15 protein-coding genes, 1 other RNA gene and 1 pseudogene are annotated in these 15,919 nt (G+C 49.1%); 10 read left to right on the top strand and 7 right to left on the bottom strand.

Features of this window, described 5'->3' with window-relative positions:
- Positions 1-201: 201 nt before the first annotated feature.
- A complete protein-coding gene (locus NX720_RS03170) occupies positions 202-402 on the bottom strand; it encodes a hypothetical protein (protein ID WP_262599331.1) in 201 nt (66 codons plus the stop codon).
- Here NX720_RS03170 and NX720_RS03165 point away from each other — a divergent pair.
- The 4 genes from NX720_RS03165 to NX720_RS03150 all read left to right on the top strand — a co-directional run bounded on the left by NX720_RS03165 (position 401) and on the right by NX720_RS03150 (position 5,562).
- Positions 401-1,030 (top strand): glutathione S-transferase N-terminal domain-containing protein, encoded by a 630-nt coding sequence (locus tag NX720_RS03165; protein WP_262599330.1) that lies wholly within the window; start codon positions 401-403, stop codon positions 1,028-1,030. The genes NX720_RS03170 and NX720_RS03165 overlap by 2 nt on opposite strands.
- Before the next feature lie 100 nt (positions 1,031-1,130).
- Positions 1,131-1,601: a ClpXP protease specificity-enhancing factor gene (locus tag NX720_RS03160; protein WP_262601518.1), complete on the top strand. Its 471-nt coding sequence runs from the start codon at positions 1,131-1,133 to the stop codon at positions 1,599-1,601.
- Between the two features lie 106 nt (positions 1,602-1,707).
- Positions 1,708-2,310, top strand: coding sequence for an NADPH-dependent FMN reductase (locus NX720_RS03155; protein ID WP_262599329.1), 603 nt, complete (start codon positions 1,708-1,710; stop codon positions 2,308-2,310).
- A 129-nt stretch (positions 2,311-2,439) separates the two neighbouring features.
- Complete coding sequence (locus tag NX720_RS03150; RefSeq protein WP_262599328.1) at positions 2,440-5,562, top strand: ATP-binding protein; 3,123 nt, start codon at positions 2,440-2,442, stop codon at positions 5,560-5,562.
- On the opposite strand, the gene NX720_RS03145 is transcribed toward NX720_RS03150, so the two are convergent.
- Complete coding sequence (locus NX720_RS03145; protein WP_262599327.1) at positions 5,559-6,164, bottom strand: glutamine amidotransferase-related protein; 606 nt, start codon at positions 6,162-6,164, stop codon at positions 5,559-5,561. The two genes, NX720_RS03150 and NX720_RS03145, sit on opposite strands and share 4 nt — an antisense overlap.
- A gap of 533 nt (positions 6,165-6,697) precedes the next feature.
- Between NX720_RS03145 and NX720_RS03140 the strand changes: the two genes are divergently transcribed.
- Positions 6,698-7,993 carry a WD40 repeat domain-containing protein gene (locus NX720_RS03140; RefSeq protein WP_262599325.1) on the top strand — a complete coding sequence of 432 codons (1,296 nt, stop codon included), beginning with the start codon at positions 6,698-6,700 and terminating at the stop codon, positions 7,991-7,993.
- A gap of 96 nt (positions 7,994-8,089) precedes the next feature.
- Here the strand turns inward: NX720_RS03140 and NX720_RS26940 are convergent.
- Positions 8,090-8,290, bottom strand: a pseudogene (locus NX720_RS26940) (transposase); the annotation flags it as partial.
- Between NX720_RS26940 and NX720_RS03130 the strand changes: the two are divergent.
- Positions 8,265-8,612 carry an RNA-guided endonuclease InsQ/TnpB family protein gene (locus NX720_RS03130; protein ID WP_262599324.1) on the top strand — a complete coding sequence of 116 codons (348 nt, stop codon included), beginning with the start codon at positions 8,265-8,267 and terminating at the stop codon, positions 8,610-8,612. The pseudogene NX720_RS26940 and the gene NX720_RS03130 sit on opposite strands and share 26 nt — an antisense overlap.
- Before the next feature lie 130 nt (positions 8,613-8,742).
- On the opposite strand, the gene NX720_RS03125 is transcribed toward NX720_RS03130, so the two are convergent.
- The 4 genes from NX720_RS03125 to NX720_RS03110 form a co-directional block, all read right to left on the bottom strand.
- Positions 8,743-9,330 carry a BON domain-containing protein gene (locus tag NX720_RS03125; protein WP_262599323.1) on the bottom strand — a complete coding sequence of 196 codons (588 nt, stop codon included), beginning with the start codon at positions 9,328-9,330 and terminating at the stop codon, positions 8,743-8,745.
- A gap of 132 nt (positions 9,331-9,462) precedes the next feature.
- Positions 9,463-10,047, bottom strand: coding sequence for a phosphoheptose isomerase (locus NX720_RS03120; RefSeq protein WP_262599322.1), 585 nt, complete (start codon positions 10,045-10,047; stop codon positions 9,463-9,465).
- Positions 10,048-10,088: 41 nt separating this feature from the next.
- Complete coding sequence (locus NX720_RS03115) at positions 10,089-10,499, bottom strand: YraN family protein (RefSeq protein ID WP_262599321.1); 411 nt, start codon at positions 10,497-10,499, stop codon at positions 10,089-10,091.
- Positions 10,471-12,453, bottom strand: coding sequence for a penicillin-binding protein activator (locus NX720_RS03110; RefSeq protein WP_262599320.1), 1,983 nt, complete (start codon positions 12,451-12,453; stop codon positions 10,471-10,473). Before NX720_RS03110 ends, NX720_RS03115 begins: the two co-directional genes overlap by 29 nt.
- A 227-nt stretch (positions 12,454-12,680) precedes the next feature.
- Here NX720_RS03110 and rsmI point away from each other — a divergent pair, with 227 nt between their 5' ends.
- The 4 genes from rsmI (at position 12,681) to rsmH (ending at position 15,916) form a co-directional block, all read left to right on the top strand.
- Positions 12,681-13,520 (top strand): 16S rRNA (cytidine(1402)-2'-O)-methyltransferase, encoded by an 840-nt coding sequence (rsmI, locus tag NX720_RS03105; RefSeq protein ID WP_262599319.1) that lies wholly within the window; start codon positions 12,681-12,683, stop codon positions 13,518-13,520.
- A gap of 34 nt (positions 13,521-13,554) precedes the next feature.
- Positions 13,555-13,958: RNase P RNA component class A (gene rnpB, locus NX720_RS03100), an RNA gene on the top strand.
- Between the two features lie 550 nt (positions 13,959-14,508).
- The gene (mraZ, locus tag NX720_RS03095) at positions 14,509-14,964 is read left to right on the top strand and encodes a division/cell wall cluster transcriptional repressor MraZ (RefSeq protein ID WP_262599318.1); all 456 of its coding nucleotides are present in this window, start codon (positions 14,509-14,511) and stop codon (positions 14,962-14,964) included.
- A gap of 28 nt (positions 14,965-14,992) precedes the next feature.
- On the top strand, positions 14,993-15,916 hold the full coding sequence (gene rsmH / locus NX720_RS03090) for a 16S rRNA (cytosine(1402)-N(4))-methyltransferase RsmH (RefSeq protein ID WP_262599316.1): 924 nt from the start codon (positions 14,993-14,995) through the stop codon (positions 15,914-15,916).
- Positions 15,917-15,919 lie beyond the last annotated feature (3 nt).

Here is a 15,919-nt window from a genome sequence, read left to right as displayed (position 1 = left end):
ATCTTTAATTTTTATCAGGTCATAAATTTAGCTTGTTTCATTAGCAACAACACAAATAAATAACTTTCAGATTATCATTAGTATCGTTAGAGGCATTGCGGGCTGGGATGGCCAAGGATTTGGTAGTGAAAAGTGTCAGGAATCGCAAACATGACGAAGACAGTGAGTGGTCACTGTTATCCCTGGCTTCGTTGCTTTTCGTCACTCTGGCACAAAGTGACGCTTGCCTCTGTCCTGAAGGCCATAAAATTTGCTAAGATAATCCGTTATTTCGCGAATCGACCGGGTTTTCTGATTATTCGAACTGGCAGGTGATTGGTTTGTCTGATTTCCGCGGTGCCAGTCAGGCTTTTCAGGATGGTCGACATCACTCAACCTTGCATGAGGGCGGGGGTACTTCATGGCTGTAGTTGCCAAAAAGTCATCCATGATTTTTTTCTCGGATCCGGCTGACCATTACTGTCACCGGGTTCGTATTGTTCTGGCGGAAAAAGGCGTTGCGGTTGACATCCAGAATGTCAACCCTGACAACCTGCCGCAGGAATTATCGGATATGAATCCATACAATACACTGCCAACTCTGGTTGACCGTGAGCTGGTGCTGTATGAACCAAACGTAATGATGGAATACCTCGATGAGCGTTTCCCTCATCCGCCACTGCTGCCCGTTTACCCGGTGAGCCGTGCGCAGAACCGTCTGATGATGCATCGCATCCAGAAAGACTGGTGTGCGCTGGTTGATATCATTGTGAACCCAAACACCAAGGAAACGCCCGCTAACCGCGCGCGGAAAGAGCTGCGCGAGAGCCTGCTGGCCATTGCTCCGATTTTTGCTGAAAAGCCTTATTTCATGAGCGATGAGTTTACCCTGGTGGATTGCTGTGTGGCACCGATTCTGTGGCGTCTGCCCGCTATGGGTATTGAACTGCCTAAGCAGGGCAAGGCGATTCTGCAATACGCTGAGCGCCTGTTTGCACGAGAGTCTTTCCAGGAAAGTCTGTCCGAAATCGAAAAAGAAATGCGCGAATAATCGAGCTTTTTTTGTGGGTTGCTGCCAGATGGTGCGAAAGTACTAATGGCAGTGGTTACCCGGGACAATAGAGTCCTTCAATCCGGAGACAGATATGACAATGACCAGTAGTCGTCCATATATTGCCCGCGCGCTGTATGAATGGATTCTGGATAACGACTGTACGCCTTATATTCTGGTGGACGCTACCCGCCGTGGTGTTGAAGTGCCTCGTGAGTTCGTTAATGACGGTCAGATTGTGCTGAATATTTCGCCATCGGCGGTGCGGGCTTTGCAGATGGAAAATGAGGCGATCACATTCAGTGGTCGTTTTGGTGGTGAGGCTCTGACCATTATGGTTCCTGCTGATGCACTGATGGCTATTTATGCCCGTGAGAACGGTCAGGGTATGGTGTTTGAGGTTGAGCCTGAGGCAGAAGAGGCTGACGAGGCGGAAACTGATATCGGTCTGGTTGAGGTATCTTCTGAGTCAAAACCTGCTGAGCAGAAACTGGCAGAGGCTAAGAAGCCTGATGATTCAGGTGATAAACCTAAAAAACCGGGTCGGCCACATCTGAAAGTGGTTAAATAAACTGAAAGGCTGCCAGTGGGTGGCCTTTTTTTTGTCTGAAAAGGTCGTGCGATAGTAGCGATTGAAAATCGCAAGCACTATTGCTTATCACTGTAATGAGGGTGTCATGAAGCTAACAATAATAACGGGTAGTCATCGGCAGGAATCCCAGAGTGAGCGGATCGGTCATGTCTTGCGTGAACGAGTTGAGGCGCTTGGGTTGTTTGACGACTGTGAGGTGCTGAGTCTGTCAGGCAATCCTCTGCCACTCTGGGATGAGGTGATTTTCAGCGGTGATGAGCAGTGGAAAGCCCTGCTGTCTCCCTGGCGGCAGAGACTCAGGGAAAGCGATGCGCTGATCGTGGTAACGCCGGAATGGAACGGGATGGTGCCGTCAGCCCTGAAAAACTTCTTTCTTTTATTTGGTGCTGCCGACCTGGGGCATAAGCCGGCGTTGATTACTGCGGTGTCCGCCGGGCAGGGTGGGTCTTATCCGGTCGCTGAACTAAGGATGAGCAGTTATAAAAATGCCCGGCTCTGCTTTATTCCGGAACATTTGATTATCAGGGATGTGGCTTCGGTTTTTGCCGGAGGGGATCAAGAGGCAGACAGGCACCTGCAGGATCGGACTGATTATGCCTTGAGTCTGTTATCAGAATACGGCAAGGCGTTGCAGCAGGTACGCGGCAGTGGCGTGATTGACCATAAAATGTTCAGGAACGGCATGTAGTTTCTGACGGCTTTCCTATAACGGGGATGTTTCATCCCCTGTTTATATCTGTGTCTACTGTACCCAACACTTGCCAGAATTTTGTTTTGGTCTAGCTTGACTGGTTTAAAACAATAAGAGTTTGGGATCATGCTTGGAAGCAAACGAGTTTGTTTTTACTGTCTTTTCAGTCTTTTGCCGTTTTGCCAGATCGGCCAGGTTATCGCCAGCTCCGGTGCTGTTTTTCTCAACCCTCATGAATTGATAAGTCCGGCAATTGAAACCGATGAACTGTTCCGAAAAGCACCCGTTGTTCCGGAGCCTGCCACCCCTTCTTTTTATGGCTGCACTGGCAGACACTGGATGATTATCACCGACCCCCTGCTACCGGGTTCGGACAATATTGCTGTTCAGCTCCCTTCTCAGCAAGCCGGTGATAATAGTGCCCCTTTCTATCCCCTGAGCATAGGGCTGAATAAGATCAACACCGGGGATGGGCTGGTTTATATCCATCTCCTGCACCCTTCAGAACCACTTCAGGCTGGAAGTGGAGGGGGTGATCCGGGGTCGCCGTCGTTCAGTGAAAAAGTGGTTGAGCTTAGCCCTTTCCCTGCCAGCTTGTCCGGATACAACCAGACAGAGAGCAACTACCAACAGAACCGCTGCCATCCCCGGTTGTTAAAAAATGGCCGGGAATATACCCCTTATATTGCCGAAGTCGATTTGGTTCCCTTTCTTGATGAGACCCTCTGGCTCTTCCTTAGTCCAGACGGTGATCCTTATCTCTATCGGGATGAACACTCCCGGTCATACTCTAAGGCTTTAATTTCCATAAAAGAGCAATGTCCGGCGCTGTATGTTACTGATGAGGACGGGGCTGGCTTAACCCTGCTCTGCGATGAGTCATGGGAAGGCACCGTGACAGAGCAAAATAATGGTTATCTATTCATCGTTCTCAGTTATAACGCTGCTGGTGTATTAATGGTCACTCTTCGTACGCAGGATGGTAAAACTGAAACTATCACGGCGGAGGAATACAGAGACCGTCGTTCAGTATGGTTTGAAAGCCTTGTGGACAAATTCGTCAACGGTGAGATTGATCATACCCGCAGGCCCCGTGTTGCGCTAAGGCCAATGGTGCCGGTTAAGATTGGGTTGTATCAACCTGAAAGTGCCAAGGTGGAGACTAACGCAGAGGCTGGCGGGTTAACAGGTGGAGGTGCCACTTCAGTCACACCCCCAGAGGAACAGCCGACATCATCAGGATCAGGGTCGACCAGTAAAGATCGTCATGCTTCAGGTGGCGGCGTCCCTTCAAGGCTGCCAGTCAATGGTGGTTCAGAAAAGCCTGAAGCAGTGCCTGCTTCATCAGCGACTAAGACTAACCATGTAAAAATCAATATTGGGGATACAACACCATCATCAAAAGATGGGGAGGCGATTCCAAAGGAAATTATTAAGGTTGTTTCGGCTCTGCTCAATAGTGGCGGTGGAGTTCTCGAAATTAGTGGCCTCAATCCAGGGCGAGATAGTGAATCGTGGGAGCGAGGGTTTGAGCAGAAAATCGAGAACAATTTTAGCCAATATATTTTTTTTAACCTCTTTAAAAAAGACCCTCAAAAATTTGATAAGGATAAACTTTACTACTTTATCGGGGGCGCCGACGATGTTGTCACGGCAAGCTTTAATTGCAGTGTCAGGTCGAACTTGCAAGTTATCTCGCTGAAAGACCCACAGGTTATGACGCAAGTCCTTAACCGACAGATAAACAACCCCATTGAACGTCTTTCACAAGAAACCAGTTTTATCCTTGGGAAAAAAGCACCTGTTAAGAAATCTGAAAAAGCTGAATTCAAAGGGTTTAAGTCGGAAAAAACTGTAATAAAAAACATGGCCGAAAAAATAGTTTTTAAGAAAAATAAGTTCAAACTTCATTTATCGGGTATGGCAAACAAGGGGGGTGGGAGCATTTACTATGGAATAGATGATAGTGGTACAGTCTGCGGGGAGTTGATTCCCCAGGGGCATATCGCCTTAATCACTAGCAAAATAGCCAGCACTATCGACAAAAAAATGTTCTGGACTAAGGGGAAAATGAAAAAAGGCATTCACTGGGATTTAGAGTTCAGGGAGGTGCTGGATGATAATCAATCTGTGATTCCAGACACTTACGTCATTATCGTTTCCATTGCCGCTTTGTCTGGAGGACTATTTTTTGAAGAAGGTGGGCCTGAAGCCTATCAGATCATAGATGGTGCGATATCGAGAATGGAATGGGAGCACTGGTTGCGACGATTTCTGCCCTCAGCTAGGGAAGAAGACTTCAGCTCCACCATCACAAGAAGAGAGAGCTACGAACTTCTTGAAAGAATATATCCTGACGCAAGAGATGGCTATTTTGATGCAGAGTCACAGCAACATTTTAGTGAGCAGGCAGCCAGACCTGAAAGTACATTGGAGCAGCAGATATTAAGAGCCGAAAAGATTATACAAGCTTCTTGCAGAGGCTTGCATGCGCAAGCGAAGCAGTTGCTGAATGACTATGAAAGCCAGGCCTTGCCAGGTAGGGATAATACTGGCGTCCCCGGACAATATATCATCTGGCTCCGGTCAATTTTGGAACATCAGTCCGGAACTGGTTCCTTCCGGAAAAATTACAACAGAGTGAATGAGGCGCTATCGACCACGGCGAAAAGTGATGGAGTCATGTGTGCTTTATTGCATTTACAGGCCGGTGTGCTGAACCTGTGGGAGGCCAGCGAGCCTGCCATGGAAGAGAATAATCTGGAATTTCTGAACAGGGCTGTCAGCCATTTTGAGAGTGTGCGGAAATATGCTGAAGCAGTCAGTGAGATATATAGCAGCCTGGGCGATTATTTGCTGCAGGAAGCCAACTTGAATCAGGCCATTGCCGCACTCTGGAGGGATTGTTTTAGTAACAGCCAGAGTGATATTCAGGGTCAGGCCGGGCAGGGAAAAACTCTGATTCAAAATACTAACCCTCCATTGATCGAGAAAGGCGTCCTGAATATTCAATATTCCCTTGGGCTATCACTCCTTAATCTTTGGACATGGCAGGCCAAGGGTAATATCAAGTATCTGTATGAGTCATTTAAGAAAATAGAAAGTACCCTCAAATTGATATCTGAAAGTCAATATCAAGGTAGTACCTATAAAGGGCTTGCACTCAAACTCAGGGCGCGAATTATTGAGGCAATACTGAGATATCGTTTGAGCCACAGAGAAATACGAAGATCAACAAAGGATCTTTAACCCTGTGAGTTTAACCCGGGCATAGCAGGTTGCTCTGCCCAGAGTAAAAAATTACCGATTAACTGAGCGCCTTGCTCACCGGAGGTTTCAGGGTGAAACTGCACCCCCAGAAGCGGTCTGTCTGTAATCTGAAAGGCTTCCACGCTGTAATAGTCGGACTGCGCCAGTACCTGCATGGTCTTAGAGGGGTGGATGCCTTCGCAGTGGTCTTCAGAAAATTGATTTGAAGGCAGGTTGGCAAAAAGCGGATGCGGCGTAATGACCGTTATGTTGTCGCTTTTTCTGCGCTCCTCTCCACGGTGAACCTGACCACCGAATGTCAGGGCGATGGCCTGATGCCCGAGGCAGATGCCAAGGGTCGGTAATTCAAGGTGTTTCAGAAACTGGAATGACTGCATGAGTTGATCATGCTTTTGCGGGCTTTCGGTAAACAGATGAGGGCCGCCAGAGATGATAACGGCTGTTGATCCAGTGAAATCCCATTGATTGGCATCCTGTAGATCAATACTGATCGTTTTGTAACCGTGATATTCTGCAATGTTGACAATTTTGGGGAATTTGTCGCTGCCGCAATTGATAGTGACAATGTCTTTGCTGTTCATCGTGTACTCTCTGTTTTCTTGCGGCTGTCTGAAGCCGGTTTCAGGTATACATTTCACCAGGCCGATGGCTTTAGTCTTCTGGTTGTCCTGACTAGACTCTATCAAACCTTTCTGGTCGTCGCCTGTTTCATTCTCTGCGGGTTTTCAGGGTAAAAAAATGCTTGCTGTTTTGAAATATGTTCTAAATTAAACCCTCCTGTTATTTATTTTTTGGATGAGGTTTTATGAATAGGGTGGGGGAGGTTGTTGTATATAAAAAATATTTTTTACTGGCTGTTCTGCTTTTAATTGCAGGCTTTTTGCAAACTGATTATCTGATGGCCGCTGAAGCTGAAGCGAGAGTTCACATTTCGGTATCATCACTTCCGGTTCCCCTCGAAACCGTTAACGCTCAGGTCAGTCCGGATGGGAATAAGTTGGTTAGTAGATCTCGGTGCTCCAATTCTGATTGTTCTTCTAGAGCGGGTTTCATTATATTCCGACAGCTGTGGTATTTATCGACAGCGGCGGCGGGGAAGCGGCAGCCTTCGATATTGAGTCCCGTCGCTACACTGTTGTTGGAGTCGCCATGGGAACTTTATAAATTCAGTCCGGATAGCAAATTACTGTTTGTGGTAGATTACGAGCTTCTCAGTATCTATGATGTTGCCGCCTGCACAAATGACTTGATGCAACAACAAAAAGAATATTATCCATGCGGAACTCTTCGCACTGTGAAACATGTCATTTCTGAATGGGATATACACGCTATGGCCATAAGCGAAAATAGTGAGCTATTAGCCCTGGGCGATCATAAGGGCGAGGTTCAGGTTTTTAGTGTCACAGAGCTGTTAAGGAACCCTCATGACAAAGCTGTTTCCCCTCTGGCGACTTTCAAACATGCTAAGGGTTTCATTAGTGCTATCGATCACGAGTATGTTGAGCATGTTGCTTTCAGTAAGGATGGAAATCTGGTGATAAGCAGTGCTGAAGATTCTACGGTCAAAGTCTGGCGGGTAAGCTCTGGATATAACAAGGATGAATCCTTTCTGAAGAGAATTTTTCGGCTACTTAAGCGGGTGAGGCGGTTCCCGGGCATTGAGCCGGATAAGGATTCTCCTGTTGTTACGCTGCGGCATGATCAAGAGGTCAAAAGTGCGGTATTTAGTCCGGATAACAACAAAATAATCAGCATGACTGAAAGTAGCTACTGTTTCTGGAACTTTAACTCTGGGTCAGCCTCGTTGTCGGTGAAAAGAAAGGCGCCGGATATCGCTGTTCAAAGCTTTGATTTAAACCCTGATTTATCAGAAAAAGCACATAACTGCTACATGTACAAAAAGTTGTCCGGTGACGTTCAGCATGCCTCCATGTTTAGCCCGGATGGAAAGCTGGCAGTTCTTTACCCACGATTCTCAGAATCGCCAGAGGTTGGTATGGAGCTTTGGAGTACTCAGGCTTTGCTGTCTGATGATGCTGGAGCTTCAGTTAGATCTATAGCAATACTTAAACATTATTCCGGCACTTATTCAGACTTAACGAAAGGGGGAAAAGAAAGAGAGGCGAGTCAAGGGAGTGCTTTTGATTCAAATGCTGATGACTATAAAATAACTGCGCTAGCCTTTGGCTATGATGGTAACTCTGTCATAACCGGTGCTAAAAATGGCTCTGTTATGTTGTGGGATGTCAGGGCTTTAAAAGAACTGAGCCCGGACCAGGAAGCGACACCGGTTGAGACTCTGCAACTTGACGGTCCTATATTGAATATCCACACCGGTCCGGGTTATTCAGGTATAAAAATATTCTCTGCCACCGGGCCTGTTACAACATGGTACCCTGGTGAAAAGTAAAAGACGCACGTCTTGTACTTGCTTAGCAAAATCGTCGTAAATCCTCGCCCAATGCGGGCGGGGATATAAGACGGGAAGGCGCAGAGCCTTCCGCCATCAATCTGGTGTACTCTGGCTATTAACGTAGTCCTTCAGAGTCTCGATAGTTGCACCGCCAGCACTGCAAGCAAAGTAAGACCTTGACCACATTAGGCCTGCTTTGCTCTGAGCAGTAAGGTGGGTATTCAGCATTCGCAACCGTCTTGATAATGTTGATTTGAGATTATTTACCATGACACTGATAGCCAGTTTTGGTGGGGCTCGTTCTATTGCTGATGCTGGCTGGCACTCACTGATAACCAAACTCGAATACAAGGCAAAGCAGGAAGGTAAACATCTGGTGAAGATAGACCAGTGGTTTGCATCCTCTAAAACTTGCTCAGTCTGCGATTTGAAACAGGAAAAAATGCCATTGAGAATCCGATCATGGGAGTGTAGCTGTGGTGCTATCCATGACCGGGATATTAATGCAGCTCGCAATATCAAGAAGCAAGGCATATTGAAATTAAAGGCGGAAGGACTGTCCGTTTCTGCTGATGGAGGCTTGCGTAAATCCGGCAGACTGTCGGTTGCTGCCTAAGAAATCAGAAGCCTCACCCGATAGAGTGGGGAGCAGTCACGTATGAGTGGTATCAATGATACTATCACCGCTGCAACAGCGGTGATTTCATCCAAAGGGTAGCCTGCTTCCGGGGGATAACGAATCACTCTCAGCGGACGTATTCAAAGACCTTTACAACTTTCTGAACGCCTCTCGTATTACGGGCAGCCTCAACGGCGCTACTGGCTTCTTTTGGAGTCGCCAGTCCCATCAGGTAGACCGTGCCTTTTTCTGTATTGACCTTGACTTTGTCGGCGGAAACAATTTCGTCCTGAATCAGCTTGGTCTTGATTTTTGTGGTCAGCCAGGCGTCGCTGCTGTGTTCCATAACACTGGCAGGCTGGCCGACGGTCAGCTCGTTATACACTTTGCGCACGTTCTGGATGGGGGTAACAACCCGGGCAGCTTCATCTTTCAGTGACTGGTTGGGAACCTGGCCAATGATCAGTACTATACCGTTAAAGCTGATCACTTTAATGCGGCTGTTTAGCCTGAATTCATCGCTGGACTTGTTGATGTTGACTTCGGCAACGGTTTCTATGGTCTGGTCATCCAGCCAGTTGCCCCAGGAGCGTTCGGTGGGGTCCATGCGAATCGGGTCTTCATTAACGCCATCCACTACAGTGGCGCAGCCGGTCAAAAAGATTAAAAATCCGGATAGCAGGCTGGCGAATAATAATTGCTGGGTGCGTTTCACTCGATACTCCTTTCCTGTTTTTCTGTGAATTTTCCATCACTCTTTTATTGTTCAGAGTGATGAGAAACGTTTCCTTTGCTTGTGGCGGTCCAGAGTCTTTCACCGGTTGTGTAGATGAAAGACTTTTGTTGTTTACCCGGTTGAAAACAGGCATTCGTCAATCAGGTCGCAAAGACAGTGAATGATCAGGGTGTGTACTTCCTGAATGCGTGGCGCGTCATTCGCAGGCACCCTGATTTCAATATCTTCCGGGTGTAGCAGTCTGGACATGTCGCCACCGTCCTTGCCAGTCAGGGCAATGATAGTCAGATCCCGGTCGTGGGCTGCCTGAATAGCCTGCACAACGTTAGGGCAGTTGCCTGTGGTGGAAAAAGCCAGCAGAACGTCGCCCTGCTGGCCAAGCGCGCGAATCTGTTTGGAGAAAATCTCATTAAAACTGCTGTCATTAGCAATTGAGCTGATGGTCAGGCTGTCTGCGCACAGGGAAACGGCAGGCAGCGAGGGGCGCTCCCGTTCAAACCGGTTCAGCAGTTCGGAGACGAAGTGTTGAGCATCGCCCGCAGAGCCACCATTGCCGCAGGCGAGAATTTTGCCGTCACTCAACAGGCATTGAACCATGACTTCCGCGGAATCTGCGATGTAAGCAGGCAGGGCGTCGGCAGCACGAATTTTTGCGTCAATGCTGTCCGAGAAATGACGTATTATCAAGTCATGCATGTCTCGAGTCCTGAACGTTTAGAAACGCCTGATAAAAACCGTTAAAAAATACCTTGTAACCATTCTATCGGTTTTGGCGGTCGTTCGTCATTGCTACTTATAACGTGACGAGTAGCGGTGTCAGTTTGATTAATAATCAGAACAGCATCGAAACGACAGTGTCGATGCTGATGCTTCCTGTTGTTTTGAAGAAAATATTCAGCAGTGCGGCGGATTTTCTGCTGTTTGGCCGGTGTTATGCTGGCTGCGGCACCACCGAACTGCTGGCTGTTGCGACTGCGTACTTCGACAAATACCAGCGTGTCACCGTCCAGCATGACCAGGTCAAGTTCGCCAAAGCGACAGGCGTAGTTCCGGGTGACCAGCTTCAGCCTGTTTGCCTTGAGGTATGCCAGCGCCCGGTTTTCAGCCCGGGCACCGGTATTACTTTGAAGTCTGAGCCGCCAGTGCATCGGTATTTTGTACTGGAATGGGAAGCGGTCTCAGTTGACCATTACGAAAGATTTGCCACGACAGTTCCCGGCTGACACGTCCCTGTTCATTGATGCTGAGCCAGCCAGTCAGGCCGACAATGCGACTGCCGCTGAGGCTCCGCAGTTGTTGCAGTCTTGGGTGCAGATTGTAACTGTCAGCGCCCAGGGCAAAAAGGCTACCGTATTGGCCACGGGCTGTGGGCCAGGTGTCGGTGATGGATTGCTTCAGTGGTGAGCGTAGTCCGGGGATATACCACTGCATCACCGGTACTCTGAGGAAGTTCAGGTCCTGGTCGCGACTTTGGCTCGTTTGTCCGGAGTAGGCGTTAGAGGTCGCATAAGCAGGGATGTCGCCTGCGTACTGGTAGGCTATTGCCGGTTTGATCTGTCTGGCTTCCTCAGGAGAGGCGGTCATGAATATCATATCGACATCCTGTCGGCGTCGGGGTTCGAAGCCTATCTGTTCTCTCAGTAATCGACTGATTTGACGTGCACGCTGCTGGCTTTTGTCGACCAGTAGCGCTTCTCCCGCCAGTTTGCTGTATTCGCTCTGACTGTCAAACTGACTGATTCCGGCCACTTCACCGCCGAGTTTTTTCCACTCCGCCATAAAACTTTCGACAGCTCTCTGGCTCCAGGAGGCGTTGGATGCGAAGATTAATACACGACGGTGTCCATCCAGAATGCCTCGCTGTGCAGCCAGTTTTGCCTCGTCTTCTGTTGACAGGCCGAACTGGTAAAAGCCGAACCTGCCGGTATCATCCGGCTGGCTGATATCGGCATAGTTTGAATCGACATAGTTAGTGTCGGCATAGTTAGTGTCGGCATAGTTAGTGTCGGCATAGTTGAGCGCCAGAATGGTCACGCCTCCTGGCGGTGACTGTTTCAGCCTGATGACATTGCCTTTGTCCAGGGGGCCGATAATCAGTTCTGCTCCGGCATTTCTGGCTCTTTCTGCCAGCTTAAGGATGTCGGTCTTGTGGGTGTCGAAAAACAGGATCTCGGGAGTGTGTTGACTGTCTGAGCCGGAATGATCAGCAATAGCAGAGTAATAAGCGGCCATAAAGCCATCCCGCACGGATTTGCCTGCCGTAGCCAGTGGTCCGCTGGTTGGCAACAGTAATGCAATTTTCCGGGGGTGGCTGATGGCTTCAGGACTCAGGCTGTTCAGGTTATCGGGGAGGAACTGTCTGGCAGGATGGTCGCTCCAGCGATTTCTCCACTGACTGAGGTTTTCCAGCTGACGGTCGAGCGCCTTACCCGGACTGTAGATCATGGCCAGTTCCAGCCAGCCCTTCAGGTTGGTATCCACGGTCTGCGAGTTGAGTGCCATCAGACGGTCGTGAGGGACGTGCAGTAAGGTTGTCCAGAAATCCTGATAAAGCGTTTCCTGCTGGTTCGGACGCAGGTTGGGAATGGCAGGCAGCCACTCATCCAGCGCTGCCAGGTATTCGCCATAGCGGTTAAAGGCTTTTGCGCGGAGTATATGTGAGCGAGTGACCAGGCTGGAGTCGCTGCTGTTGATAACAGGCTCACGATCCAGCCAGTGAAATACTTCCCAGTTCTGTCCGTTACGTTCAGCGATCTCAGCCCGTATCAGGGATAGATTCGCCTGAAGATCAGAGGGGAGGTTGTCATATGGTATGCTTTCCAGAACGTTTTGAGCCCGATAGGGCTGTTCGCTCAACAGTTTGTGTGCGGCCTGGATTTTCAGCCTTGCGCTTTCCGGAAAAGCGGCACGCTCCGCCTGAGCCAGAAGTTGATCGGCAGTCCGGGGGGTTGTCTCCACCTTTGGCAGTGGTTCCTGTATGACCCGCTGTGGTGGCTGGGAAGAGCAGCCTGCCAGGATGGCAGTAATGATCAGGGCTGTGATCGGTCTGAATCTGGAAGGGTTGTCCCTCATAAAATCCTCATTATTAATGAGAGCTGGCAAGCACGCGGCCTTTTCAGTGGATTAGACATTGTACCTCAACAGTTATTGTCGTGAGAAATATTTCCTGTGTCTGGGGTGTGAAGCTTTTGGCTGTTAGCTGTTAGCTGTTAGCTGTTAGCTGTTAGCTGTTAGTTGGTGGTTGGTGGTTGGTGGTTGGTGGTTGTGGCTTGTGCTGTTGTCTCGCTGTAGACTTCGCCATTTAGTTAACTGGCTTGATGATCAATAGCATGTCTGAAAGTACGCTGTATGTCGTTGCAACCCCAATTGGCAATCTTGGGGATATGACGCCCAGAGCCGTTGAAGTGCTCCAGCAGGTCGATGTGATTGCGGCTGAAGATACCCGGCACAGTAAAAAGCTGATGAGTCATTTTGGTATCAGTACACCGATGGTTCCCTGTCATGATCATAATGAGCGTCAGCAAACGACGAACCTTGTTGCCCGTCTGGCAAAAGGGGAATCGGTGGCGCTGGTGAGTGATGCGGGTACACCCCTGATTTCCGATCCGGGTTATTTTCTGGTGCGTGAGGTGCGTGAGGCGGGTTATCGTGTCGTGCCGGTGCTCGGTGCCTGCGCCCTGATTGCAGCCTTGTCGGTGAGTGGCCTGGCGACGGACCGGTTTTATTTTGAAGGTTTTCTGCCGGCCAAGCCTTCAGGGCGGCGTAAAAAACTTCAGGCGCTGTCCGGGCTGACTTCTACCTGGGCGGTTTATGAGTCAACGCACCGGATTCTCGATAGTCTTGCTGATTTTAAAGAGGTGTTGGGTGCGGACCGTTACGTGGTGATGGCCAGAGAACTGACCAAGACGTTTGAAACGGTATTGGCGGGTACGGTTGCTGAAGTGGAAAACATTCTTAAGGAAGATTCAAATCAGTGTCGTGGTGAGTTTGTCGTGCTGGTTGAGGGTAATAAGGAAGAGAGGGAGACGACTGTCGATCCGCAGACGGCTCGTTTGCTTGAGCGGCTTATTGAAGAGTTGCCCCCTAAAAAGGCAGCGGCTGTTATCGCTGATGTAACGGATTACCGTAAAAAAGAGCTATATAACCTTGCTTTGGAAATGAAAGCTTGATTCGGCGTCGTTAGCTCTATAATATTCGCCGCCGCGAGTTGGCCGGGCAGTCGCTGTGTGGAGATTATCAGCATTAGCTGGTGTATCTATGTGGAGGAAAGTCCGGGCTCCAAAGGGTAGGGCGCCAGATAACGTCTGGGGGGCGAAAGCCTACGGAAAGTGCAGCAGAGAGCAGACCGCCTAAGTCTTCAGCTGAAGACCGGTAAGGGTGAAAGGGTGCGGTAAGAGCGCACCGCATGACTGGCAACAGTTCATGGCACGGTAAACCCCGCCTGGAGCAAGACCAAATAGGGACCCTATAGGTGTGTACCCGCACTGGGTTCGGGTAGGTTGCTTGAGGTGTCTGGTGACAGGCATCCCAGATGAATGATTGCCCAGGCTGGTCAGAATTTGTTCTGACTGGCTGGACAGAACCCGGCTTACAGGCCAACTCGCTTTTTTCCTCTCTCTTTTTGATGGAAAGTTATTTTCATCTGTCTCTGTGAACAACGAAGCAGCGCTTTCAATTCATTGCATGTTGTGGAAAGAAAATAGTTGAATAAGTTGTGGAAAAAATAATATCCACAATAACTTTTCCACATCACTCATCACACCCTTTTTATGTTCTTCATTTCATCCATTGCCTGATGATCCTGTCCTAGCTTGTTCAATTCCAAGGGTTTTTCACTCTGGTTGCTTCTGTCAAGTTATTCACATATTGACAATTTGCTGACGTTGTTGGTAGTTGCCCTGCTTGACGTGGGTTTTTCAGATTTCTATAGTGTCCTTGAGTGGTGCATTGTGGATAAAAGTGGTTTTAATTGGTTTATAGTCCGGTGTTGTGGTGTTTTTGCCCGGTGATACACAGCTGCCATGACTACGATATTTTTCTATGAAAGCGGTATTACAGGCTCTTAGCCGTTTATAAGCTTCAGGCTGTTTGCAAGCTCAAGGCTGTTTAAAGGCTCAAGGCTGTTCGTAGAAAAAAACCGGAATTAAGGAGAGAGATTTGTTTCGCGGTGTTAACGCTATCAATCTCGATGCCAAGGGACGACTGGCAATTCCTACCCGTTATCGGCAGGGGTTGAAGGATCGTTGTGCCGGCAGCCTGGTGGCAACGATTGATACCGACGAACCGTGCCTCCTTATTTATCCGGTTGATGAATGGGATGCTATCCAGAAAAAAATCGAAGCATTGCCCAGCTTTCATCCCATGACCCGCCGTATACAAAGACTTCTTATCGGTCATGCCACTGATCTGGATATGGATGGTAATGGACGGGTGTTAGTCCCTCCGTTGCTAAGGGATTATGCCGGACTGGGTAAAAAGTGCATTTTGCTTGGGCAGGGTAAAAAATTTGAACTCTGGGATGAAGACTGCTGGAACCAGCGTCGTGATGACTACCTGCGGGAAGCCAGTGACGCTGAAGAAGTTCCGGTTGAGCTACAGTCTTTATCCCTCTGATTGATTGAAAGAGTCATCGTAGTAAGTGATGGGTAATACAGATAAGCACGTTACCGTGCTATTGGATGAAGCCGTAGAGGCTGTGTTAACTGACCCCCGGGGTGTCTATGTAGATGGCACTTTTGGCAGGGGAGGCCACAGCAGGGCAATCCTTGACGGACTGGCCGAAGAAGGTCGGCTTTATGGTATCGACAAAGATCCAGGAGCGATTGCTGTCGGAACTGAGCTGGCTGAGCAGGATAAGCGTTTTGCTATTCATCACGGCTCTTTTATCGAGCTGGATAAGATGCTGAACGGTACCCGGGTGGATGGAGTGTTGCTGGACCTGGGGGTGTCGTCCCCGCAGCTCGATTCACCTGAACGTGGGTTTAGCTTTATGAACGATGGCCCGCTGGATATGCGCATGAACACCACTGAGGGTGAAAGTGCCGCTGACTGGATCAACCGGGCAGAGGAACAGGAAATCAGCAAGGTGATCTGGGAGTACGGCGAAGATCGTTTTTCCAGACGAATGGCTCGCGCCATTGTGGCCGCCAGAGTTGAAGAACCCATCACGACCACGAAGCGTCTTGCTGAGATTATTGCCGCAGCCTGCCCGACCCGTGAAAAGGGCAAGCATCCGGCCACCAGAGCATTTCAGGCTATCCGTATTCACATTAACCGTGAGCTGGATGACCTGGTGGAGTGTCTGGATAAAGCGCTTGAAGTACTGAAGCCTGGTGGTCGGCTGGTGGTCATCAGCTTCCACTCGCTGGAAGATCGCATTGCTAAACGCTTTATTCGCAAGCATGCAAAAGGTGATGAGCTGCCAAGCTGGTTGCCGGTGCGGGAAGATCAGCTTAACAAGAGAATGCGGCCTCTGGGTAAGGCTATTAAGCCTGGTAAAACAGAGGTAGACGCTAACCCGCGAGCGCGCAGCGCCGTGATGAGGGTGGCAGAAAAACTGGTTTGATCC

The organism is Endozoicomonas euniceicola (genome assembly GCF_025562755.1).
GTDB classification, from domain to species: Bacteria; Pseudomonadota; Gammaproteobacteria; order Pseudomonadales; family Endozoicomonadaceae; genus Endozoicomonas_A; species Endozoicomonas_A euniceicola.
This window is presented reverse-complemented; position numbering and strand designations above follow the sequence as displayed.